The organism is Streptomyces sp. NBC_00209 (assembly GCF_045206345.1).
GTDB lineage: Bacteria > Actinomycetota > Actinomycetes > Streptomycetales > Streptomycetaceae > Streptomyces.
The window spans coordinates 5688661-5709907 of record NZ_CP108121.1 but is presented as its reverse complement, the minus strand read 5'-3'; the positions used below and the strand labels follow the sequence as shown (position 1 = coordinate 5709907).

22 protein-coding genes and 2 pseudogenes are annotated in these 21247 nt (G+C 69.7%); 11 read left to right on the top strand and 13 right to left on the bottom strand.

The genetic code is table 11. The features are described from left to right. Positions 1-358 precede the first annotated feature (358 nt). Positions 359-754: pseudogene (locus OG867_RS25980) on the bottom strand (DNA-3-methyladenine glycosylase); the annotation flags it as partial. 68 nt (positions 755-822) lie between these two features. On the opposite strand from OG867_RS25980, the gene OG867_RS25975 reads away from it, so the two are divergent. From OG867_RS25975 to OG867_RS25960, 4 genes are all read left to right on the top strand, one after another. Next, the gene (locus tag OG867_RS25975) at positions 823-2271 is read left to right on the top strand and encodes a recombinase family protein (protein ID WP_406288925.1); all 1449 of its coding nucleotides are present in this window, start codon (positions 823-825) and stop codon (positions 2269-2271) included. A gap of 230 nt (positions 2272-2501) precedes the next feature. After that, on the top strand, positions 2502-2708 hold the full coding sequence (locus tag OG867_RS25970; protein ID WP_284578267.1) for a hypothetical protein: 207 nt from the start codon (positions 2502-2504) through the stop codon (positions 2706-2708). Then, positions 2692-3216: a DUF6879 family protein gene (locus OG867_RS25965; RefSeq protein WP_406288923.1), complete on the top strand. Its 525-nt coding sequence runs from the start codon at positions 2692-2694 to the stop codon at positions 3214-3216. Before OG867_RS25970 ends, OG867_RS25965 begins: the two co-directional genes overlap by 17 nt. Further along, positions 3213-4046, top strand: coding sequence for a Scr1 family TA system antitoxin-like transcriptional regulator (locus tag OG867_RS25960; protein ID WP_406288921.1), 834 nt, complete (start codon positions 3213-3215; stop codon positions 4044-4046). The genes OG867_RS25965 and OG867_RS25960 overlap by 4 nt, the downstream gene beginning before the upstream one ends. A 297-nt stretch (positions 4047-4343) precedes the next feature. Here the strand turns inward: OG867_RS25960 and OG867_RS25955 are convergent, their stop codons facing one another. The 3 genes and pseudogenes from OG867_RS25955 to OG867_RS25945 form a co-directional block, all read right to left on the bottom strand. Continuing rightward, a complete protein-coding gene (locus OG867_RS25955) occupies positions 4344-4862 on the bottom strand; it encodes a hypothetical protein (protein WP_406288918.1) in 519 nt (172 codons plus the stop codon). A 169-nt stretch (positions 4863-5031) separates the two neighbouring features. Beyond that, entirely contained in the window at positions 5032-5643 is a 612-nt protein-coding gene (locus OG867_RS25950; RefSeq protein WP_406288915.1) for a DNA-3-methyladenine glycosylase, read from the bottom strand. A 14-nt stretch (positions 5644-5657) separates the two neighbouring features. Continuing rightward, positions 5658-5915 (bottom strand): annotated as a pseudogene (locus OG867_RS25945) (DNA-3-methyladenine glycosylase); the annotation flags it as partial. A gap of 73 nt (positions 5916-5988) precedes the next feature. On the opposite strand from OG867_RS25945, the gene OG867_RS25940 reads away from it, so the two are divergent. From OG867_RS25940 to OG867_RS25925, 4 genes are all read left to right on the top strand, one after another. Then, the gene (locus OG867_RS25940) at positions 5989-6771 is read left to right on the top strand and encodes a sporulation protein (RefSeq protein WP_328899525.1); all 783 of its coding nucleotides are present in this window, start codon (positions 5989-5991) and stop codon (positions 6769-6771) included. A 43-nt stretch (positions 6772-6814) separates the two neighbouring features. Next, positions 6815-7354 (top strand): YbhB/YbcL family Raf kinase inhibitor-like protein, encoded by a 540-nt coding sequence (locus OG867_RS25935; protein WP_406288912.1) that lies wholly within the window; start codon positions 6815-6817, stop codon positions 7352-7354. Positions 7355-7503: 149 nt separating this feature from the next. Then, positions 7504-8010 (top strand): HNH endonuclease, encoded by a 507-nt coding sequence (locus tag OG867_RS25930; RefSeq protein WP_406288910.1) that lies wholly within the window; start codon positions 7504-7506, stop codon positions 8008-8010. Next, complete coding sequence (locus OG867_RS25925; protein ID WP_406288908.1) at positions 8010-8477, top strand: hypothetical protein; 468 nt, start codon at positions 8010-8012, stop codon at positions 8475-8477. The genes OG867_RS25930 and OG867_RS25925 overlap by 1 nt, the downstream gene beginning before the upstream one ends. A gap of 4 nt (positions 8478-8481) precedes the next feature. On the opposite strand, the gene OG867_RS25920 is transcribed toward OG867_RS25925, so the two are convergent. From OG867_RS25920 to OG867_RS25900, 5 genes are all read right to left on the bottom strand, one after another. Further along, positions 8482-9249, bottom strand: coding sequence for a sulfite exporter TauE/SafE family protein (locus OG867_RS25920; protein WP_406288905.1), 768 nt, complete (start codon positions 9247-9249; stop codon positions 8482-8484). A gap of 63 nt (positions 9250-9312) precedes the next feature. Further along, on the bottom strand, positions 9313-10242 hold the full coding sequence (locus OG867_RS25915; protein ID WP_328899530.1) for an SPFH domain-containing protein: 930 nt from the start codon (positions 10240-10242) through the stop codon (positions 9313-9315). A gap of 74 nt (positions 10243-10316) precedes the next feature. Next, entirely contained in the window at positions 10317-10748 is a 432-nt protein-coding gene (locus OG867_RS25910) for an NfeD family protein (protein ID WP_328899531.1), read from the bottom strand. A gap of 59 nt (positions 10749-10807) precedes the next feature. Continuing rightward, positions 10808-11653 carry a hypothetical protein gene (locus tag OG867_RS25905; protein ID WP_406288901.1) on the bottom strand — a complete coding sequence of 282 codons (846 nt, stop codon included), beginning with the start codon at positions 11651-11653 and terminating at the stop codon, positions 10808-10810. 33 nt (positions 11654-11686) lie between these two features. Further along, a complete protein-coding gene (locus OG867_RS25900) occupies positions 11687-12484 on the bottom strand; it encodes an ABC transporter ATP-binding protein (RefSeq protein WP_406288899.1) in 798 nt (265 codons plus the stop codon). A gap of 154 nt (positions 12485-12638) precedes the next feature. Here OG867_RS25900 and OG867_RS25895 point away from each other — a divergent pair, with 154 nt between their 5' ends. Next, positions 12639-13418 (top strand): hypothetical protein, encoded by a 780-nt coding sequence (locus OG867_RS25895; protein WP_406288897.1) that lies wholly within the window; start codon positions 12639-12641, stop codon positions 13416-13418. Positions 13419-13477: 59 nt separating this feature from the next. Here the strand turns inward: OG867_RS25895 and OG867_RS25890 are convergent, their stop codons facing one another. Both OG867_RS25890 and OG867_RS25885 read right to left on the bottom strand, forming a co-directional pair. Beyond that, complete coding sequence (locus OG867_RS25890) at positions 13478-14122, bottom strand: response regulator transcription factor (RefSeq protein WP_328899534.1); 645 nt, start codon at positions 14120-14122, stop codon at positions 13478-13480. Further along, a complete protein-coding gene (locus OG867_RS25885; protein ID WP_406288895.1) occupies positions 14115-15260 on the bottom strand; it encodes a GAF domain-containing sensor histidine kinase in 1146 nt (381 codons plus the stop codon). The genes OG867_RS25890 and OG867_RS25885 overlap by 8 nt, the downstream gene beginning before the upstream one ends. 441 nt (positions 15261-15701) lie before the next feature. On the opposite strand from OG867_RS25885, the gene OG867_RS25880 reads away from it, so the two are divergent. Then, a complete protein-coding gene (locus tag OG867_RS25880) occupies positions 15702-16460 on the top strand; it encodes a transglycosylase SLT domain-containing protein (protein WP_328899536.1) in 759 nt (252 codons plus the stop codon). A gap of 85 nt (positions 16461-16545) precedes the next feature. Here the strand turns inward: OG867_RS25880 and OG867_RS25875 are convergent, their stop codons facing one another. Beyond that, positions 16546-19122 carry an FHA domain-containing protein gene (locus tag OG867_RS25875; protein ID WP_328899537.1) on the bottom strand — a complete coding sequence of 859 codons (2577 nt, stop codon included), beginning with the start codon at positions 19120-19122 and terminating at the stop codon, positions 16546-16548. A gap of 228 nt (positions 19123-19350) precedes the next feature. On the opposite strand from OG867_RS25875, the gene serB reads away from it, so the two are divergent. Then, a complete protein-coding gene (gene serB, locus OG867_RS25870; RefSeq protein WP_328899538.1) occupies positions 19351-20607 on the top strand; it encodes a phosphoserine phosphatase SerB in 1257 nt (418 codons plus the stop codon). Between the two features lie 84 nt (positions 20608-20691). On the opposite strand, the gene OG867_RS25865 is transcribed toward serB, so the two are convergent. Beyond that, positions 20692-21210 carry a histidine phosphatase family protein gene (locus OG867_RS25865; protein WP_328899539.1) on the bottom strand — a complete coding sequence of 173 codons (519 nt, stop codon included), beginning with the start codon at positions 21208-21210 and terminating at the stop codon, positions 20692-20694. Positions 21211-21247: the final 37 nt, after the last annotated feature.

Genomic DNA, 21247 nt, shown 5'->3' with positions numbered 1-21247 from the left:
GAGTTCTCAAGGAACGGACGCTTCCTTTGTACTCACCCTCTCGGGCTTTCCTCCGGGCGCTTCCCTTCGGTCTTGCGTTTCCGACTCTATCAGACTCTTTCGTGTCCAATTTCCCGGTCGAAGCGGGTCTTTCTTTCGCCTTTCGGCGTGTCCACTACTTTAGCGGCTTCTCCCGTTTACTCATAATCGAGTCAGTGGGACCAAATTCCGGCATGCCGAAACTCGCACCCTCTGGGGTGAGTCGTAGGTAGTGGTTGGCCGCTCCGGGTCTGCGCGGTTCACGATCCGAATGGACCGAACCAACAGCTGTACCCGTGTCAAGCGACCCGGACAACATTAGGGCGCCCACCCGAGCGAGTCAAGTTGACCTGCGACGCGGCACATGGGCGCGGTAAGGGCTCACCGTGGGGTCCCCGTCGATCCAGAACCGCCAGGGGTGCACCGCCCCGTCGCCGCCCACTCCGGTCCGCGGTCCGTTCCGCACCTGGTCACGAAGGGGCGGGGTGCCGTGGAACACGGAGAGCTCGGCGCCCTCGTGGGCGATGGCGTCGGCGCCGTCCAGTGCGCGGCCGATGTCCAGGGCAGTCGCGAGGCGGGCCGGGCCTTTGGCCAGTTCCTTGTCATTGCGGGCCGAAACTCGACGTTTACGCGTCAGCTCCGCGCCCTCCAGGATCTCGCCGGCCCGGAGCAGCACCCCGCTCGCCCTGCCCTCGGGGCCGCACACCAGGTTCGTTCAGTGCCACATGCCGTAGGTAACTCACTAGGCATGTATGTCGTTGGTCCGGCAGCATCGGCAAAGCGACGACAAGCAGGAGACAGGCAGTGCGAGCGATCATCTACGCCAGGCTCAGCCCCACCCCGAGGGGCGAGGAATCCAAGGGTGGGAACCTGACACAACAGGTCGAGCTGAGTCAGGCGCTGTGCGACCGGAGGGGCTGGTCAGTCGTAGCCACGATCGTTGAGAAGGACACGTCGGCTTCGACGAAGCGGGGAACCAAGCGGAGCGCCGAGTGGGAGCGCGTCAAGGCTCTGGTGGAGGACGGCAAGGCAGACGCCATCGTGTCCCGCCACTACGACCGTATGTACCGCACCCCCTGGGACCTGGAGGATCTGGTGGACCTGGCCGAGGCGACCGGCGTCACGCTGGCCGCCGCACAGGCGCAGGGAGTGCTCGACCTGTCCACCCCGTCCGGCCGTCTCGCTGCTCGCATCGGCGCTGTGGTGGCTCGCAACGAGACCGAGATGCGAGTCGAGCGTCAGGTGCTCGGACACCAGCGGCGCAGGGAGTCGGGCAGGCCCTTCTGGAGTACTCGCCCCTTCGGCTTCGAGCGGGACGGCAGGCACCGGGAAGCAGAGGCGGAAGCCCTGCGGCAGGCGTACCGGGATGCCCTGGCCGGCGTCACCCTCTGGTCCATCGCGAAGGACTGGAACACGCGTGGGCTGCTCTCGCCGCATGGCAAGGAGTGGCGCAGCTCGAACCTTCGGATGGTCCTCTTGAAGCCGAGGAACGCGGGAATCCAGACGTACTCGCAGTGGGTCGAGAAGCCGGACGGGACGCGGGTGCGACGGACCGAGGAGACCGGCGCAGGCAGCTGGGAGGCGATCGTCTCCGAGGGCATATTCCGGGCCCTGGTCCGCCACCTGAGCGACCCCGAGCGCAACACGGGCGGGGGCGGCAAGCGCAAGGCCCTGTTGTCCGGCGTGGTCCGCTGCTCGAAGTGTCAGGCCGTCGTCACTCAGGGGTGGAGCAAGAAGAATGCGGCAGGAGAGCGGTACCGCATCTACACCTGTTCGGGTGGCCGGTGCATCACCTGCCCCGCGGACCCGCTCGACTCCTTCGTGGTCAGGAAGGTCATCGACAAGGCCGAGGAGTGGAACGCGGCACCGGCCACGGATGCCGCAGACGAGGAGCGAGAGGCCGAGCTGCTGGCCGAGGAGACGGCCGCATCCGAGAGGCGCACCGCCCTGGCGGAGATGTTCGCCGTAGGGGACATCGACGCGTCGACCTTGCGGACGGGCATCAGCAGGTGCGACGCCGACCTGACCAAGATCCGGGCCGAGCTGGCAGACCTGGCATCGCAGCGGGTGCGCGTCGACCTCGGCGACATCGAGTACCTGTGGGAGGAACTGGACTATGAGGACCCCGACCGCATCGACTACGTGCGGACCGTCGTCATGCAGGTCTGCGAGCGAGTCGAACTGATGCCGCGCGGTCGAGGGGTTCGGTCCTTCAAGGGCGAGCACTGCCGGATCACGTTCCGGAACCCTTGAGATCCGACCGCAGAGAGCCGAGCCGGCTGTCGGCGCTCGGTGAGCACGGGCCCTGCCAACCAGTGTCGGGCGGGGCCCTTCGCCATGCCCGTCGAGGAAGCGCGCCCCTCTCGCTGCCCAGTTCATGCAACAACGTGCATGAGTCACGTCCATGCATGGACGGCCGCAGGCGGCCCCCGTACGGTCGTTTCGGGCGGCCTGACCAGGCCGCCAAGTCAAGGGGGTTCCGCATGGCACGCGAAGAACTGACTCGGCTCACCGGCAACGGCAACGGCACGTGCGGCGAGGACGACTGCCCGAACGTCTACCGCACCGCTTCCGGCTCCATCGTGGTTCAGGGCGACGTGTCCGACGCCTTCGCTCCCCCGCAAGGGGAAGGACTTGTGGAGATCCCCGAGAGCGTTCTTCGGGAGGCCGTTCGTGCTCTTGGATGGTGACGAGTGGCGGGCGATGCTCCGAGGCTTCCAGTCGGAGGCGTGGCGACTGGAGACCCTGCCCCAGTACCTCGTACCGCAGGAGGCGGAAGAGCTCGAAGCCTTCCGGGCAGGTAAGCACGTGGACCCGAACAGCTACTCGTCGGCGTACACGGAAGACCTCAAGCGGTTGCGCGGCGAGGGTAAGAGCAAGGGTCGAGTGCACGTCCTGACTCGACCGCTCTCCGAGTACCTGCGCTTCGAGTTCTCGCGGTACTACGCCCCGCACGTGCTCGCCGGGGAGGACATCCGCATCCTTGACGTGACCGAGCGAGAGAACCCGTTGCCGGATGTCGAGGACTTCTGGATGTTCGACCGCTCGACAGTCGTCCTGATGCACTACGGGGGCGACGGCACGCAGATCAGCCGGGAGCTGTACGAGGGTGACCCTGCGCCGTTCGTCGAGTGGCAGCGCATCGCCATTGCCGAGTCCGTCCCTTTCCTGGAGTACGCGGAGCGCGTGGCGGAGTGACGTTCGAAGCTGAGCAGCTTGGCGAGTCTGGTACCGAACTCGCCTCTCTGCTTCGGGACTTGCGCAAGCGAGCCGGCCTCTCAGGGGACCGGCTCGCAGCGCGCTGCAACATGTCCCAGTCGAAGGTGTCTCGCATCGAGAACGGCCGGACACGGCCGTCCCTGGTCGACGTCGAGCAGATATTGCGAGCTCTGGACGCTCCGCCGGGACTGGTCGCGGAGGTCTCCGCCCTCGCCAGAATGGCGAACACCGAGTGGCGGAACCTCCGAGAACTTCGGCGCAAGGGACTCGGTACGAGACAGGCCGAGCTGAAGTCCCTCGAAGCGTCCTCCACGCAGATGCGGTACTTCCTGCTCTCGATGGTTACCGGACTGCTCGCAACCCCGGAGTACGTACGGGCGAGCCTGGCCCACTCGACAGCCGACACGAGCAAGGCAGTGGCGGGGAAGCTGGGACGGCAAGCCGTCCTCTACGACGCCTCCAAGCGGTTCACGTTCGTTCTGACCGAGCAGGCGGTTCGCTGGCCGGTCGTCTCCCCACTCGCACTGGCCGAGCAGATGGACCGTCTCGCGTCCCTGTCCTACCTCCCGAACGTTCAGATCGGGGTGATCCCCGTAGGGGCACCGACGCCGCGAACCCCTCTGAGTACGTTCACCATCTACGACGCCGCGTTGGTGTCGAGTTCCTTGGCGCGGGCCACCGCGTTGCGGGTGCTCTGGTCGGACAGCGACTTGCCGTCCTTGCCCAATAGGGCGGCCAGCCGGCCGGGCTGGAAGCCTGCGTGTCCTTGCCGGTCTGCCCACCCGATGGCAGCGAAGTGGACGCGGTAGGCGAGTAGGTGTCCCGGATGCTGTGCCATGCGCCGGTACTCGTGCTGGGAGACTCCGCCCCACGGGCGGTCATGGCCGAAGCTGATAGCCACTGGGGGTGGCTCCTTCCTGTGCGGCGCACACGAGTGCGCCAGTGACCCCCGCCGGATGGCGGGACATCTACCTCCCTTTCGTTGCAGGGGTGGATCGTGCACGGATGGCACGATCTCTTCACAGGTGGACGCTCAAGCCCTTCGGGTCTGAACTCGGTCTCGTGCGGTCGGGAGCGACGGCGGCGACCTGGCCAGGAATCTTATGCTAGCGACCCACTGTGCTCCAGTCGGCGGGGGCAGGCGGCACCGTACGGCCTGCGGCGTGTTCGCCGAGGCGCCGGGTCAGTTCCGGCAGATCGTAGGCAGGGAAGCTGACCTGCAGGAGGCGCAGGCCGAAGTCCGACGGCTGGTCCCCCTGAAACATCGCCGCGTCCATCGGCTTGATCTTCACGTCCCAGGCGTCGGGGGCGGCCCAGTGGGTCGTTCGCACGTAGAACGCGTCTCGCGGTCCGGCATTTGCGACAGCCGAAAGGAAGGCGAGTCCGCTGTCCACCGGGAAGTCGATGAGCATCCAACCGCGGCGGGACTCCACCCACTCCGCCATGTGCGGCAACTTCACCGGCCAGTCCGCGTTGCTCTCGGCCAGGTCCTGGCAGCAGGTGAACGTGTCGATGCCACACTCCCAGATCGCCTGGATAGCTGGTGCGAGCTGCTCGTCGATCTGGGCCTGGAGGTTGCCGACCCGGACGAGAACGGTGGGATGCGTTCCTTCGTAAGACGTCATCGCAGGAGCATAGAAGCGGAGTACGACATCAGAACCCGGCGGGCCACCGCCAGCAGTCACTCGACCGGCCAGGAACGCGTCACGGGCCGCGCTCGCGGACGATCACGCATCGCCTGCCCCAAACTCCGCACCGACTCACCGGCGGGCCGTCAGCAAGGCGCACAGAGGCTCAAGCTCCGGTGGTCGGTTTGGCTCGCGGGCTCAGGCGGTACGCCGAGACCGTCGGATCGCCGGCGAGGTAGAACCGGTGTTGCCAGTCGTGGGCCTTGCTCACGCCTACCCGAGGACCGACCCGGATGAGTGCGGCAGGTACCGGCTCCCCCTCGGACAGCATGACCGAGGTACCCGTCAGGAGGTCTGCGCCGTTGTGCTCTGCCGTGATGCCGAGTGCCTGGCCGACGTTCCCCGGACCGCGGGCGAGACGTGGACTATCGACCTTCGCTCCTCGCCGCTTGCGTGCCAGGTCTTCACCCTCGATGACCCTGCCTGCCCGGATGAGGACACCCGAGGCGACGCCGTCCGTACCGGTGACGACGTTGGCGCACCAGTGGAGACCGTGGGACCGGTAGACGTAGAGGTGTCCTGCGGGCCCGAACATGGTGGCGTTGCGGGCAGTCCGGCCCCGGTAGGCATGGGAAGCTGGGTCAGCCGTGCCGGAGTACGCCTCGGTTTCCGTAATGGCGATGCTCACAGTCCCCTCGGGGGTCTTGCAGGTGAGGACGCATCCGAGCAGCTTGGGGGCGACCTCTTCAGCGGGATGGGAGAGGAAATCAACGTTCATGCTGACTGCCTTGACATGCCGTACGTGAAGTAGACGTACGCGTGGCCCGGCGGGCCGTACATCGCGTCGTTCCGCCGCGTCCGGCCCCGGAAGGCGTGCGAACCCGGGTCGATCTCGCCGGCGTACGCCTCCACCTCCGTGAGGCGCAGGGCGATCGGGTCCTCCGGGGTGCTGCGGACCAGGGTGCGGCCGAGGAGGTCGGGCGCCACCTGCAGTACGGGGCGGTCGAAGAAGTCCCGCGTCAGCGGCGTACGGTCCGGGCCATCGATCATGAGGTTCGAGGTTACTGGGAACCGACTACGGTCGTCGCGCGTATGTAGGGGTCAGGACCTAGGAGGAGAAAACATGGGCTTCAAGCGGCTGCTCGCGAGCATGGGTGCCGGCGGCGCCTCGGTGGAGACCGAGCTGAGCGAGGTCAACGTCGTCCCGGGCGGGGTAGTCCAGGGCGAGGTGCGCATCCAGGGCGGCTCCGTCGACCAGCAGATCGAGGGGCTGTCCGTGGGCCTGCAGGCCCGGGTCGAGGTCGAGGGCCAGGACCAGGAGTACAAGCAGGACATCGAGTTCACCAAGCTGCGCGTCGGCGGCGGCTTCCAGGTGCGGGCGGGGGCGGTGCACGTGGTGCCGTTCGGCCTGGAGATCCCCTGGGAGACGCCGATCACCATGTTCGCCGGCCAGCACCTGCACGGCATGAACATCGGGGTGACGACCGAGCTGGAGATCGCGCGGGCGCTGGACTCCGGCGACCTCGACCCGGTCAACGTGCACCCGCTGCCGGCCCAGGAGGCCATCCTCGACGCCTTCGGCCAGCTCGGCTTCAGCTTCCGCAGCGCCGACATGGAGCGCGGCCACATCCGCGGTACGCGGCAGCGGCTGCCGTTCTACCAGGAGATCGAGTTCCACCCGCCGCAGCAGTACCGGGGGCTGAACCAGGTGGAGCTGTCGTTCGTCGCGGACGACCGCGAGATGGACGTCATCCTGGAGATGGACAAGAAGGCGGGTCTGTTCAGCGAGGGCAGCGACTCGTACCGCGCCTTCAAGGTCGGTCTGCACAACTTCCACGAGACCGACTGGGCGGCTTATCTGAACCAGTGGCTGGCGCAGGTCGGCGGTTCGCGCAACTGGCTCTAGGGTCGGAGGCGTCATCCGACGGAGCCGACAGAGAGGTGCTGACGTGACCGAGCCGAAGAGGGCGTCGCTGCCGCACGACTTCCATCCGGAGGTCCCCTCGTTCACCGTGGTGAGCGAGGACATCGCCCCGGGGGCCGTGCTCTCCGACGCGCAGGTGTACGCGGCGGGGAACGCCTCGCCGCAGCTGCGGTGGGAGGGCTTCCCGGTGGAGACGAAGAGCTTCGCCGTGACGTGCTTCGACCCCGACGCGCCCACGGGCAGCGGGTTCTGGCACTGGGTGCTCTTCGACATCCCCGCGTCCGTCACGGAGCTGCCGGCCGGCGCGGGCGGCGGGAAGTCCGAGGGACTGCCCGCCGGTGCCGTGCACGCGCGCAACGACTACGGGACGAAGGACTTCGGCGGTGCCGCCCCGCCGGCCGGGGAGAACCACCGCTATGTGTTCACCGTGTACGCGGTGGACAGCGAGAAGCTGGGGCCCGACAGCGACGCCTCGCCCGCTGTGGTCGGGTTCAACCTCCGGTTCCACACCGTGGGCCGGGCTCAGCTGGTCGCCGAGTACGCGGAGCCGGCCGACAGCGCCTGAACACCAAAACGTCCGCATCCGTTTGCCCTGCCCTGGTCTTGGAGAGATCAGGGCAGGGCATTTTTTAATGCGTTGTCCATCACGGCGTGCCGGGGCCAGAGTTGATCCGGGCCTGCCAGGGGGCGGCCGGCACACGGGAGGTGGGCGGGATGCGGGACACGCTGGTACTGAACGCGAGCTTCGAGCCGCTGTCGACGGTGACACTCAACCGTGCGGTGGTGCTGATCCTCCAGGACAAGGCCGTTGTCGAGCAGTCCCACCCCGGCCTCCGGATGCGCGGCGCCGATGTGGACATCCCGGTGCCCCGGGTGATCCGGCTCTGCCGGTACGTACGGGTGCCGTTCCGAAGACAGGCCCCGTGGTCCAGAAGGGGCGTCCTGGTCCGGGACCAGCACCGGTGCGCGTACTGCGGGAAGCGGGCGAGCACCGTCGACCACGTGGTGCCGAGGGCCCAGGGCGGGCAGGACACCTGGCTCAATACGGTGGCCTCCTGCGCGGAGGACAACCACCGGAAGGCGGACCGTACGCCGGAGCAGGCGGGGATGCCGCTGCTGCGGAGGCCCTTCGTTCCCTCCCCCGCGGAGGCGATGCTGCTGGCGCTGGGGGCGGGTGACCGCTCGGCGCTGCCGGAGTGGCTGGCGCGTACGGCGGCGTAGTGGTCACCACCGCCATCGCCGTGCTCGGCACCCTGCTCGGTGCCGTGGTCGCGGGGGTCTTCCAGCAGCGGAGTGCGAGCCGCGGTGCCGCCGCGGCGGCCACCGAGCAGGTGCGCCGTGAGCGGCTGGAGGCGGTGACCACGCTGGCCGCGGCCGGCTCCGATCACCGCCGGGCCATGTGGATGCGGGGCGAGGCCCAGCTCGCCGGGGCCTCCGACGAGCGGCTCGCGGAACTGCGCGCCGCTTCGCACGTGACGCGGTCCGCGATCACCCGGCCGCTCGTCGCCGTGCAGGTGCTCATCCCGGACGCGGCCGTACGTACCGCGGCGAAGAACATGGTCGTCGCCGCCTACACCATGCAGGACCTGTCCCACAGCACCGAGGCGCTGACCGCTGCCCAGGAGGCCGCGAGGGCCGCCCACGACCGGTTCGTCGACGCGGCGGCCGCGTACCTCACCCCTTCCTGAGCCGTCAGCGCAGCAGCAGCTGGACGATGGCGACCGTGCCGACCGTGACGATGAGGGCGCGCAACAGGGCGGGGCTGAGGCGGCGGCCGACCTTGGCGCCGATCTGGCCGCCGATGGCGGAGCCCACCGCGATCAGGACGACGGCGGTCCAGTCGAAGTCGGCGACGAAGAGGAAGAACAGCGCCGCGATGCTGTTGACGACGGCGGCGAGGACGTTCTTGACGGCGTTGAGGCGCTGGATGGTGTCGTCCACCAGCATGCCCATGAGGGAGAGGTAGATGATCCCCTGGGCGGCCGTGAAGTAGCCGCCGTAGACGCTGGCGAGGGTCAGGCCGACGTAGAGCAGCGGGCCGCCGTCGGGGTGGGCGGGTACCCCGGTGCGGGCGCGCCGCTCCTGGACGGCCTTGCTGATGCGCGGTTGCAGGATGACCAGGAGGAGGGCCAGGGCGACCAGGACCGGGACGATGGTCTCGAAGGCCGTCGAGGGCAGCGCCAGGAGCAGGGTGGCGCCGGTGAGGCCGCCGATGAGGGCGCCCACGCTGAGTTTGAGGACGCGGGAGCGCTGTCCTTCGAGCTCCTTGCGGTAGCCGATCGCGCCGCTGATGGAGCCGGGGATCAGGCCGAGCGCGTTGGAGACGGTGGCGGTGACCGGGGGCAGGCCGGTGGCGAGCAGGACGGGGAAGGTGATGAGTGTGCCGGAGCCGACGATCGTGTTGATCGTGCCGGCGCTGATCCCCGCGGCGAAGACCGCGAGCATCTCCCAGATGGACATGGCGTATCCCCCGTGCGTGATCGGTGCTTGCTGCACCGCATCATGCACGGGGGGATGTACCCGTCAGTCGACCGGGGGTTCCTCGCGTCGTTCCTTGCCGGTGTTGAAGCCGGGTGCGCCGGAGCCGAGGTTGCCGAAGGCGCCGCTGAGGCCCTTGAGGGCGTCGCCGATCTCGCTGGGCACGATCCAGAGCTTGTTGGCGTCGCCCTCGGCGATCTTCGGCAGCATCTGGAGGTACTGGTACGAGAGGAGCTTCTGGTCCGGGTCGCCGGCGTGGATCGCCTCGAAGACCGTACGGACGGCCTGGGCCTCGCCCTCCGCGCGCAGGGCGGCGGCCTTGGCCTCACCCTCGGCACGCAGGATCGCGGACTGCTTCTCGCCCTCGGCGGTGAGGATCGCGGACTGGCGGGTGCCCTCGGCCTGGAGGATGGCGGCGCGCTTGTCGCGGTCGGCGCGCATCTGCTTCTCCATCGAGTCCTGGATGGAGGTGGGCGGCTCGATCGCCTTGAGCTCGACACGGTTGACGCGGATGCCCCACTTGCCGGTGGCCTCGTCCAGGACGCCGCGCAGGGCCGCGTTGATCTCCTCGCGGGAGGTGAGGGTCCGCTCCAGGTCCATGCCGCCGATGATGTTGCGGAGGGTGGTGACGGTGAGCTGCTCGATGGCCTGGATGTAGCTGGCGACCTCGTACGTCGCCGCCCGGGCGTCGGTCACCTGGTAGTAGATGACGGTGTCGATGTTGACGACCAGGTTGTCCTGGGTGATGACGGGCTGCGGCGGGAAGGGCACGACCTGCTCGCGCAGGTCGATCCGGTTGCGGATCGAGTCGATGAACGGGACGACGATGTTCAGGCCCGCGTTGAGGGTGCGGGTGTACCGGCCGAAGCGTTCCACGATGGCGGCGCTGGCCTGCGGGATGACCTGGATCGTCTTGATCAGGGCGATGAAGACGAGCACCACCAGAATGATCAGGACGATGATGATCGGTTGCATCGTTTCCTCGTGCCCTTCGGTTGATGATCGTCATCGAGTCTGACAGAACGCGCCTGGGTGTGGGGGCAGTTCGGTCACATGACGACGGCCGTCGCCCCGTCGATGTCCACGACGTCGACCTGTTGGCCGGGCTCGTAGCTGAATCCGGGGTCGAGTGCGCGCGCCGACCAGATCTCGCCCGCCAGCTTGATGCGGCCACCGGCGCCGTCCACCCGTTCCAGGACGACCGCCTGACGGCCCTTCAGGGCGTCGATGCCGGTGGCGTGCACCGGCGTCCGGTCCGCGCGCTGCCGCCCGGCGATCACGCGTACCACGGCCGTGAGTGCCACCGAGACGATGACGAAGACCAGGACCTGGGCGACGATTCCGCCGCCGAGGGCCGCCACGACCGCGGCGGCGACGGCCCCCACGGCGAACATGCCGAACTCGGGCATCGCGGTGAGGACGAGCGGAATGCCCAGTCCCACCGCGCCGATCAGCCACCACACCCACGCGTCGATGTCCACGTGGTCATGGTAGGACCGCGCGCACTCCAAGGACAGGGCACGACCGGGCAGGACGCCTGCTACGGGGCGGACTTGAGGGGCGTTTCGCCGTGGCGCGCCTGGATGCGGGCGATCACGCGCTCCCGTCCCAGGTTCCTCGCCTCGCGGAGCTTGGCCTCGGCCAGGAGCACGGGAACCCAGAGCAGCCAGCCCCACAGGCTGAAGTCCAGCGTCCCGCTCAGCACCAGTGCCTTGTTCAGGCCGAACGACGCCGCGAACGTCAGCACGTACGCGGCGACCCGGTGCGCGAGGAGCAGGCGCAGTGGTGCGTTCCGGGCGCCCTGAAGGAGCTCGACCGCCGCGGCGGTTTCGGCTGCCCGCAGGTCTTCGCCGGTGTCCGCGGTGGACTCGCCCCGGGCGGCCCGCCGTAGCGCGTCGGTGACCAGCACGCTCTGCTCCGCCACAGCCGCCTGATCGGCCTGCCCGCGAGCGGCGGCCACGTACAGGTCATCCCAATAACCCCGGCCGGCCCAGCCCGTCGCGTCGTCGACTCGCTCGCGCTCGGGTGACCCGGGCGGAGCCAGCTCGTCGATCCTCTCCCGCAGGGCCGCCGCCCGGCGCGCCCGCCCCGGGTGTGCCCAGGAGTCCGAGCGGAGACACAGCTCCAGATACGCCACCATGAGCCCGAGATCGTCTTCCGCCAGTGCGAGACCCTTGCGATAGGCCGTCTCGGCCTCACGGTCGTGGTCGTCGTCGTCTTCCGCGGCGTGCGCCTGTCCGAGCCAGCGATAGAGAGCCGGATCGGGTCCGGACTCCTGGAGCCCCGCCTCGGCGGCCTTCCTCACGGCCGCGTAGCCACCCACCGCGAAGAGCTCCGAGCAACGCGCCACGTACTGCTGTCGTTCCACATCCCACCCCAGACCCACGAGACAGCACCTTCTGGTGTATTCGGCGCCGCTCTAGCCGAGCGGCAGTCCGCGGGCGGTGTAGCGGTCGCTCTGGTGCTCGACCACGAGGGGGAGGCCGAAGCAGAGGGAGAGGTTGCGGGAGGTGAGCTCGGTCTCCATGGGGCCGGCGGCGAGCACCTTGCCCTGGCGAATCATGAGCACGTGGGTGAAGCCGGGGGCGATCTCCTCGACGTGGTGGGTCACCATGATCATGGAGGGCGCGTACGGGTCGCGGGCCAGCCGGCCGAGGCGGCGGACCAGGTCCTCGCGGCCGCCGAGGTCGAGACCAGCGGCGGGCTCGTCCAGGAGGAGGAGCTCGGGGTCGGTCATCATGGCGCGGGCGATCAGGGTGCGCTTGCGCTCGCCCTCGGAGAGGGTGCCGAACTTGCGGTCGAGGTACTCGGTCATGCCGAGCCGGTCGAGGAAGGCGCGGGCGCGGTCCTCGTCCACCTTGTCGTAGTTCTCGTTCCAGGTGGCGGTCATGCCGTAGGCGGCGGTGAGCACCGTCTGGAGGACCGTCTGGCGGCGGGGCAGCTTCTCGGCCAGGGCGACGCCCGCGATGCCGATGCGGGGGCGCAAGTCGAAGACGTCGGTGCCGACGCCGCCGAGGCGCTCGCCGAGGACGCTGACGGTGCCCTTGGTGGGGAAGAGGTAGCTGGAGGCGATGTTGAGCAGGGTGGTCTTGCCGGCGCCGTTGGGGCCGAGGATGACCCAGCGCTCACCCTCCTTGACCGACCAGGAGACGTCGTCCACCAGAGCGCGTCCGTCGCGGACCACGGATACGTCCACCAGCTCCAGTACATCGCTCATGAGCGCGTTGTCTCCCCATGCAGTGTCGAGATCGTCGCGTGCCTGTGGGCACAGCTCCCAGGGAAAACCTACGCCACCGCGTGAGCACCGGCGGCGCTGGGCCCGCCGTCGCGGACCCGGCCCTGACCGCCAAGGCACCCCCTAGGCTGTCCGCATGCTTTCGGAACCACGTTCAGGGCTGCTGACCGCCTGGGGGAACGCGTTGCTGGCGGGGCTCGTGTCCCCGGACGACGCGGCGCTCGCCATCGTCGGGGAGGACGCGGTGCACCGCGTCGAGGGGCTGCCGGGTGAGGCCGGTCCGGTCGGGCTGACGTTCGCCCTGGGGCGGCTGCGGGCGCTGGGGGTGAGCGGCTTCCGGGTCGCGCTGCCGGTGCCGGGGCATCCGCTGGGGCTGAGCGGTCCGGCCGATTTCAACGCCCGGGCGCTGGAGGCGGAGGAGGCCGTGGTGACCCACGGCGCCCCGTACGGGCTGGTGCCCGAGGTGCGCGAGGCGGGCCCGGCCGGCGATGTGCACGTGGACGTGGTGTGGCACTGCCTGGCGGTACGGGAGGCTCCGCCGGCCGACGTGCCCTCGCTGGGCGAGGCGGAACGGGAGCTGGCCGAGGCGCTGCGGGACGCGACGGCGCTGCTGACCCGGCTCGACGTGGCCGGTTCGGGGCCGGTGGCCGAGGCGGCGGCGGACGCGTACCGGGCGCGGGCGGAGCACGGGCGCGAGGTACTGGCCCCGGGCTATCCGCCGAGGGCGGTGCGGGTCCTTGAGCTCGCCCAGCGGGTCGGACTGCTGGTCTCGGTGGCGTACGAGAACGGGCCCGGCGGCGCGGTGAGCGCGTCGGAGATGGCGGCGCGGGGCGCGGCGCTGCGGCCGGTGGAGCGGGTGGCCCGGCGGGCGCAGGTGGCGGCGTACAACGCGTATGTGGAGGAGCGGGCGCGGTAAGGGGAGGAGCGGGCGCGGTTGGGGACGCCCGCTCTCCGGACTCGCCCCGCTCCCCCGGCTCAGCCCGCCGCTCCGTGGCGGACCGCCCAGAGCGCCGCCTGGGTGCGGTCGGCCAGGTCCAGCTTCATGAGGATGTTCGAGACGTGGGTCTTGACCGTCTTCTCGGACAGGACCAGGGCCCGCGCGATCTCGCGGTTGGACCGGCCGTCGGCGATCAGGCCGAGCACTTCCCGCTCGCGTTCGGTGAGGGTGCTCCCCCGGCCGGTGCCCGTGCCCGGCTCGTCCTGGGAGAGGAGCGCCCCGGCCACCTCGGGCTGGAGCAGGACGTGCCCGGCGTGCACGGAGCGGATGGCGCCGGCCAGGGCGTCCGGGTCGACGTCCTTGTATACGTAACCGGAGGCGCCCGCGCGCAGGGCGGGGACGACCGTGCGCTGCTCGGTGAAGCTGGTGACGATCAGCACCTTGGCCGGGTTCTCCAGCTCGCGGAGGCGGCGCAGCGCCTCGATGCCGTCGGTGCCGGGCATCTTGATGTCCATCAGTACGACATCGGGCCGCAGCTCCTCCGTCCTGGCCACGCCCTCGGCGCCGTCGGCCGCCTCGCCGACGACCTCGATGTCGTCCTGGATCTCCAGGAACGTGCGCAGGCCGCGGCGGACGACCTGGTGGTCGTCGACGAGCAGCACCCTGATGATCCTGTCAGCCACCGGGGATCTCCATCTCGATCGTGGTGCCCTTGCCGGGCGCGGATTCAACGGTGAGGCGGCCGCCGACGCCGCTCGCCCGGTCCCGCATGGAGACCAGGCCCAGGTGGCGCCCGGCCCGGCGGGTGGCGGCGGGTTCGAAGCCCCGGCCGTCGTCGGTGATCCGCAGCAGCGTGGCACCGTCGTGGCGGGCGAGGGTGACGTCGACGTGGGCCGCGTCGGCGTGGCGCAGGGCGTTGTGCAGGGCCTCCTGGGTGACCCGGAGCAGTGCTTCCTCCTGGGCGGCGGGCAGGGCCCGGACGCCGGTGCCGGTGAAGGTGACCCGGGCGGTGTGGGCCCGGTCGAGGACCTGGACCTGGGTGCGGAGGGTGGCGACGAGGCCGTCCTCGTCCAGGGCGGCCGGGCGGAGCTCCACGACGGCGGCGCGCAGTTCGTCCACGGCCTCGGCGGCGAGGGCGGCGACCTGCTGGAGCTCGCCCTTGGCGCGGGCCGGGTCGCGGTCGACCAGGGCGGCGGCGGCCTGGGCGGTGAGCCGCAGCGAGAAGAGCTTCTGGCTCACCGCGTCGTGCAGCTCGTGGGCGAGGCGGGAGCGCTCCTCGGCGATGGTGAGCTCGCGGCTGCGTTCGTAGAGGCGGGCGTTGGCGAGAGCGATGGCCGCGTGCTGGGCGAGGGTCGAGAGCAGTTCCTCGTCCTCGGCGTTGAAGCCGCAGACGCCCTCGGGCTTGGGGCATCGCTTGTTGGCGAGGAAGAGGGCGCCGATGGTCTCGTCGCCGTCCCGGATGGGCAGGCCGAGGAAGTCGGACATGTCGGGGTGGGCGCTGGGCCAGCCCTCGAAGCGGGGGTCCTTGCGGACGTCGGCGAGGCGCTCGGTCTTCGCGCCGTGGAGCATCGCGGCGAGGATGCCGTGCTGCCGGGGCAGCGGGCCGATGGCCTTCCACTGTTCGTCGCTGACGCCGTCCACGACGAACTGGGCGAAGCCGCCGTGGTCGTCGGGGACCCCGAGGGCGGCGTACTCGGCGTCCAGGAGCTCGCGGGCCGAGGCGACGATCGTCTTCAGGACGTCCCGTACCTCCAGGTGACGGCTCATGGCGAGCAGCGCGGCGCTGACGGCGGCGAGGCCGGAGGGCGGTCGGTGGCTCATGCGCCTCACCGTACCGGCGGCCTCCGAGCCCCGTATCGGACCGGAGGCGGCCGGGGACCGGGGCGGAGGGACTAGGACCTGCGGCCGGTGCGCTGCGGGCGGGGCCGGAGACGGCTTCCCGAACCCTCTCCGGAACATCGCATTCCGCATTGCTTCGGCAACACATAGTGAGGCTGCTACTCGCCCGATGTGAGGCCGGGCATAGGGCCCACGTCACTTACGAAGCCGCTTAGTCGACCGAAAAGGGCGATTTGGGTGCGGATGACCTGGGAGCGAACCCGGCAAACCGCCCACCATTCCACTACCCGGCTTCGTACGTCACACCTTTGCCACGGCATTTTGCCGCCGCTAAGAATTGAGCTCGTCCCCGACGGAGATGCGCAGTCGCTCCCGTCTTCGTCCTCCGTGAGGACCCCCCCGAATTCGAAGAGGTAAGCCTGTATGTCCGCGTCCCGCTTCACCGGCCGTCTCCGTAACCTGAACAAGACCCAGAAGCTCTCCGCCGCCGGCGTCTCCGCCGTCGCCGCCGCTGCACTCTCCTTGTCCCTGGTGCCCGGTCACGCCGAGGCCGAGACCGAACCGCAGGCCGTGTCCGCCGCCTCCCCGGTCATCTTCGACTCCGCGAGCTCCAAGCAGGCCCGCGCGATCCAGGACAGCGTCATCCAGCAGCACTCGACCGCCGAGAAGCTGGTCAAGGCCGCCGACGCCGCCAAGGCCAAGAAGGCCGCCGCGGTGAAGGAGAAGGCCGAGGCCAAGGCGAAGAAGGCCGAGAAGAAGGTCGAGCTGAAGAAGAAGGCGAAGGCCAAGGCCCACTCCAAGGCCAAGTCCCACACGTCCGAGTCGCGCTCCAGCCGCTCCTCCGCCCGTACGCACCTGTACGGCAACAACCTGGACGGCTGGATCCGGGAGTCCCTCGACATCATGCACAAGAAGGGCATCCCGGGCACGTACGAGGGCCTGCACCGCAACATCATCCGCGAGTCCAGCGGCAACCCGAAGGCCATCAACGACTGGGACATCAACGCCCAGAACGGCGTGCCGTCGATCGGTCTGCTCCAGATCATCAAGCCGACCTTCGACTACTACCACGTGTCCGGCACCCCGCACACGCAGTACGACCCGGTCGCCAACATCACCGCGTCGGCCAACTACGCCGCCGACAAGTACGGCTCGATCGACAACGTCGACAGCGCGTACTGATCCGCCGCGATCCGTACCGCCGATGACAGACGCCGAAGGGCGGCACCCCGCGTGGGTGCCGCCCTTCGGCGCGTGTCCGGGCCGGTTACTTGCGCATGACCTCGGGCTCGTGGCGGCGCAGCAGCCGCGCGACCGCGAAGCCGCAGACGACGCCGATGAACAGCAGCACCGAGAGGTTGATCCCCCACTGGCTCACCGAGTGCTCCCAGAGCGGGTCCAGGTCCGTGGGGTTCTTCTGGTCCCACGGCGGCATCAGGTGGGCGAGGTCGAGCGTGGAGCCCGCGCCCGCGATGGCCCAGCGGGACGGCATGAGCCAGGCGAACTGCTCCAGGCCGGGCGATCCGTAGACCTGGAAGAGGATGCCCGTGAAGACGACCTGGACGATCGCGAACATGACCAGCAGCGGCATGGTCTTCTCGGAGGTCTTCACCAGCGCGGAGATCACCAGGCCGAACATCATCGAGGTGAAGCCGAGCGCGATGATCGTCACGCAGAGCTCCACGGCGGGCGGCATGATCAGGCCCTCGGCGGGCAGATCGCGGGTGGCGAAGCCGATGCCGCAGATGATGACGCCCTGGATGGCCGTGATCACGCCGAGCACGATCACCTTGGACATCAGGTAGGCCGAGCGGGAGAGGCCGGTGGCCCGTTCCCGTTCGTAGATGACCCGTTCCTTGATCAGCTCTCGTACGGAGTTGGCCGCCGCGGAGAACGTCATGCCGATCACCAGGATCAGCATGATCGTTCCGGCGTCGCCGTTGAACCGGGACGGCGGCTTGGGCGGGGCGAGGCCGAAGTCGGCGGGGATGACCACGCTGACGATGCCGAGCACCGCGGGCAGGATCACCATCAGGCCCATGAAGCCCTTGTCGGAGCCGATCACCGAGAGGTAGCGGCGCATCAGCGTCCACAGCTGCGTACCCCAGCCCTGCGGCTTCGGCGGGCGCATCTGCTGCGGCGGCGGCATGTGTACGGACTGCACGGCGGCGGCGTCGATGTCGGCGGCGTACATCTGGTAGTGCTGCGAACCGCGCCAGCGCCCCGACCAGTCGTAGTCGCGGTAGTTCTCGAACGCCGAGAAGACGTCGGCCCAGGTGGTGTAGCCGAAGAAGTTCAGCGCCTCGTCCGGCGGGCCGAAGTAGGCCACGGCGCCGCCCGGCGCCATCACCAGGAGCTTGTCGCAGATGGCCAGCTCGGCCACCGAGTGCGTGACGACCAGGACGGTACGGCCGTCGTCGGCCAGTCCGCGCAGCAGCTGCATCACATCGCGGTCCATGCCCGGGTCGAGGCCGGAGGTCGGCTCGTCCAGGAAGATCAGCGACGGCTTGGTGAGCAGCTCCAGCGCCACCGAGACGCGCTTGCGCTGGCCGCCGGAGAGCGAGGTGACCTTCTTGTCCTTGTGGACGTCGAGCTTGAGCTCGGCCAGGACCTCGTGTATCCGGGCCTGGCGCTCGGTCTCGGTGGTGTCCGCGGGAAAGCGGAGCTTGGCCGCGTACTTCAGGGCGCGGGTGACGGTCAGTTCCTTGTGCAGGATGTCGTCCTGCGGAACCAGGCCGATGCGCTGGCGGAGCTCGGCGAACTGCTTGTAGAGGTTCCGGTTGTCGTAGAGGACGTCGCCCTGGTTGGCGGGCCGGTAGCCGGTGAGCGCCTTGAGCAGCGTGGACTTTCCGGAGCCGGACGGGCCGATGACGCCGATGAGCGACTTCTCCGGGACGCCGAACGAGACGTCCCGGAGGATCTGCTTGCCGCCGTCGACCGTGACCGTGAGGTGGCGGGCCGCGAAGGAGACCTCACCGGTGTCGACGAACTCCTGCAGCCGGTCGCCGACGAGCCGGAACGTCGAGTGACCGACGCCGACGGTGTCGTTCGGGCCGATGAGCGCCGAGCCGGACTTGGAGAGCGGCTGGCCGTTGACGTACGTGCCGTTGTGCGAGCCGAGGTCGCGGATCTCGAAGCGGCCGTCGGGCGTCGCGTGGAACTCGGCGTGGTTACGGGAGACCTGGAGGTCCGAGACGACCAGGTCGTTCTCCAGCGCACGGCCGATCCGCATCACCCGGCCGAGCGCCAGCTGGTGGAACGTGGTCGGGCTGCGGTCCCCGTAGACCGGCGCCGCTCCCGCCGGGCCGGTGCCGGGGCCGGGCGGGCCCGGGGCCCCGCCCTGCTGCGGCACGTGCGGCTGCTGCGGCGCGGGCTGCTGCCAGCCCTGCTGCTGCGGCGGGACGGGCTGCTGAGGTGCCTGATGCTGGAGGGGCGGCTGCTGGGGAGTCGGCTGCTGCCAGCCCGGGCCGCCCTGCTGGGGCTGGTGCGGCGGGGTCTGCTGCGGCTGCGCGGGGCCGGCGGACCGGCCGCTGTAGAGGTCCGCGGCGCTCAGGCTCAGCCGGGGTCCGTCGGTGGCGTTGCCCAGGTTCACGGTGGAGCCGGCCGCGATCTCCAGCTGGTGGATCCGCTGCCCGTGCACGTACGTGCCGTTGGTGCTGCCGTGGTCCTCGATGAACCAACTGCGCCCGTTCCAGCTGATCGTGGCGTGCCGCCACGACACTCTGGCGTCATCGATCGCCATGTCCCCCTGCGGATCACGCCCCAGGGTGTATGTCCTGGACGGATCGAGCGTCCAGGTCCTGCCATTCAATTCCAGTACGAGTTCCGGCACTCCGCGCCCCACTAGTTGTCCCCCGTGTTACCCCCGTCGCAGGGAGTCTAGGGATGCTGAACATCGTGGGGAACTATTCCAGGACCGGTCCCGGATACGAAAGCCGGGCGGCCGAGGGTGACCGCACCGAGACCTGCGCAGCCAGGCGAAAGGGGACGGACCGGGTGCGGGTGCCCGGAGTGTCCGGCACTCGGGACGGGCTCCCTGCGCGCGCTCGGGGACCGATACGGTGGGTGCACCATGAGCGTATCCCGGCCTCCTGAGCCCGCCCTGTCTCCCGAGCCCGCCGCGTCCCGGCAGGGTCCGGACGTACCGACCCTGCTGGTGAAGATCTTCGGGAAGGACCGCCCCGGGATCACCGCGGGCCTCTTCGACACCCTCGCCGCCTACTCGGTCGACGTGGTCGACATCGAGCAGGTCGTGACCCGGGGCCGCATCGTCCTGTGCGCGCTGGTCACCGCGCCCACCGCGGGCGGGACCACCGAGGGCGAGCTGCGGGCCACCGTGCACAACTGGGCGGAGTCGCTGAAGCTCCAGGCCGAGATCATCTCCGGCACCGGCGACAACAGGCCGCGCGGCGTGGGCCGTTCGCACGTCACGGTGCTGGGGCACCCGCTCACCGCGGAGTCCACGGCGGCCATAGCGGCCCGGATCACCTCGACCGGCGGGAACATCGACCGCATCTTCCGGCTGGCGAAGTACCCCGTCACGGCGGTCGAGTTCGCGGTGTCCGGTACGGGGACCGAGGAGCTGCGCACCGCGCTGGCGCCGGAGGCCGCGGGCATCGGCGTGGACGTGGCGGTCGTCTCGGCGGGGCTGAGCCGCCGGGCGCAGCGGCTCGTCGTGATGGACGTCGACTCGACGCTGATCCAGGACGAGGTCATCGAGTTGTTCGCGGCGCACGCGGGCTGCGAGGCCGAGGTCGCCGAGGTGACCGAGCGGGCGATGCGCGGCGAGCTGGACTTCGAGCAGTCGCTGCACGCCCGGGTGGCGCTGCTCGCGGGTCTTGACGTGTCCGTGGTGGAGAAGGTCCGCGCCGAGGTCCGGCTGACGCCGGGGGCCCGGACGCTGATCCGTACGCTGAAGCGGCTCGGCTACCAAGTGGGCGTGGTCTCGGGCGGTTTCACGCAGGTGACCGACGATCTGAAGGAGCGCCTGGGACTCGACTTCGCCTCCGCCAACACGCTGGAGGTCGTGGACGGAAAGCTCACGGGCCGGGTGACCGGGGACATCGTGGACCGGGCGGGCAAGGCCCGGCTGCTGCGGAGCTTCGCCGCCGAGGCGGGGGTGCCGCTGGCGCAGACGGTGGCGATCGGTGACGGGGCCAATGATCTGGACATGCTGAACACGGCGGGGCTCGGGGTCGCGTTCAACGCGAAGCCGGTGGTCCGCGAGGCCGCGCACACGGCGGTGAACGTGCCGTTCCTGGACACCGTGCTCTATCTGCTCGGCGTCTCCCGCGAGGAGGTCGAGGCGGCCGACGGCCTCGTGGAGTAGGTTCCGCCGCGGCTACGGCTACGGGAAGGGCCCCGGCACACACCGCGAGGTGCGCGCCGGGGCCCTTCCCGCACGGGCGGCGGGTCAGTCGTTGGGGGTCCAGTACTCGGCGAGCCTGCCGACGCCGTGCTCGACGCTCTTCCAGGGGCCGGTGAACCCGATCACGGCGAAGGCGGCGGTCGGGAAGCCGCCGCGCGCCATCCGGGCGAGCGCGTCGCCCTCGCCGCTCCCGGAGAGGGCGTCGGCGAGCGCGTACATGCCGGGATTGTGGCCGATGACCAGCAGGTCCGCGACGTCGTCCGGGGTCTCGTTGACCAGGGCGATCAGCTCGCCGAGCGATGCCTCGTAGAGCCGCTCCTCGTACACGGTCCTCGGGCGCTCGGGCATCTCGTGCACGGCCAGTTTCCACGTCTCACGCGTTCTGACGGCGGTCGAGCAGAGGGCCAGGTCGAAGACGATCCCGGAATCGGCGAGCCTGCGGCCCACCATGGGGGCCTCCATGCGGCCGCGCTCGGCCAGGGGCCGCTCGTGGTCGGACTCCTGCGACCATTCCGCCTTGGCATGCCTGAGAAGGACGATCCTGCGAGATGTATCGGCGCTCATACACCTCAGCTTCGCATGAAACGCGCCAGCTGGCGCA

Bases quoted from the DNA above. Each gene is read 5' to 3' on its own strand.
- OG867_RS25970 (WP_284578267.1), top strand. From the start codon at position 2,502: ATGGCACGCGAAGAACTGACTCGGCTCACCGGCAACGGCAACGGCACG.
- OG867_RS25955 (WP_406288918.1), bottom strand. From the start codon at position 4,862: ATGACGTCTTACGAAGGAACGCATCCCACCGTTCTCGTCCGGGTCGGC.
- OG867_RS25950 (WP_406288915.1), bottom strand. From the start codon at position 5,643: ATGAACGTTGATTTCCTCTCCCATCCCGCTGAAGAGGTCGCCCCCAAG.
- OG867_RS25940 (WP_328899525.1), top strand. From the start codon at position 5,989: ATGGGCTTCAAGCGGCTGCTCGCGAGCATGGGTGCCGGCGGCGCCTCG.
- OG867_RS25930 (WP_406288910.1), top strand. From the start codon at position 7,504: ATGCGGGACACGCTGGTACTGAACGCGAGCTTCGAGCCGCTGTCGACG.
- OG867_RS25920 (WP_406288905.1), bottom strand. From the start codon at position 9,249: ATGTCCATCTGGGAGATGCTCGCGGTCTTCGCCGCGGGGATCAGCGCC.
- OG867_RS25915 (WP_328899530.1), bottom strand. From the start codon at position 10,242: ATGCAACCGATCATCATCGTCCTGATCATTCTGGTGGTGCTCGTCTTC.
- OG867_RS25900 (WP_406288899.1), bottom strand. From the start codon at position 12,484: ATGAGCGATGTACTGGAGCTGGTGGACGTATCCGTGGTCCGCGACGGA.
- OG867_RS25895 (WP_406288897.1), top strand. From the start codon at position 12,639: ATGCTTTCGGAACCACGTTCAGGGCTGCTGACCGCCTGGGGGAACGCG.
- OG867_RS25885 (WP_406288895.1), bottom strand. From the start codon at position 15,260: ATGAGCCACCGACCGCCCTCCGGCCTCGCCGCCGTCAGCGCCGCGCTG.
- OG867_RS25880 (WP_328899536.1), top strand. From the start codon at position 15,702: ATGTCCGCGTCCCGCTTCACCGGCCGTCTCCGTAACCTGAACAAGACC.
- serB (WP_328899538.1), top strand. From the start codon at position 19,351: ATGAGCGTATCCCGGCCTCCTGAGCCCGCCCTGTCTCCCGAGCCCGCC.
- OG867_RS25865 (WP_328899539.1), bottom strand. From the start codon at position 21,210: ATGAGCGCCGATACATCTCGCAGGATCGTCCTTCTCAGGCATGCCAAG.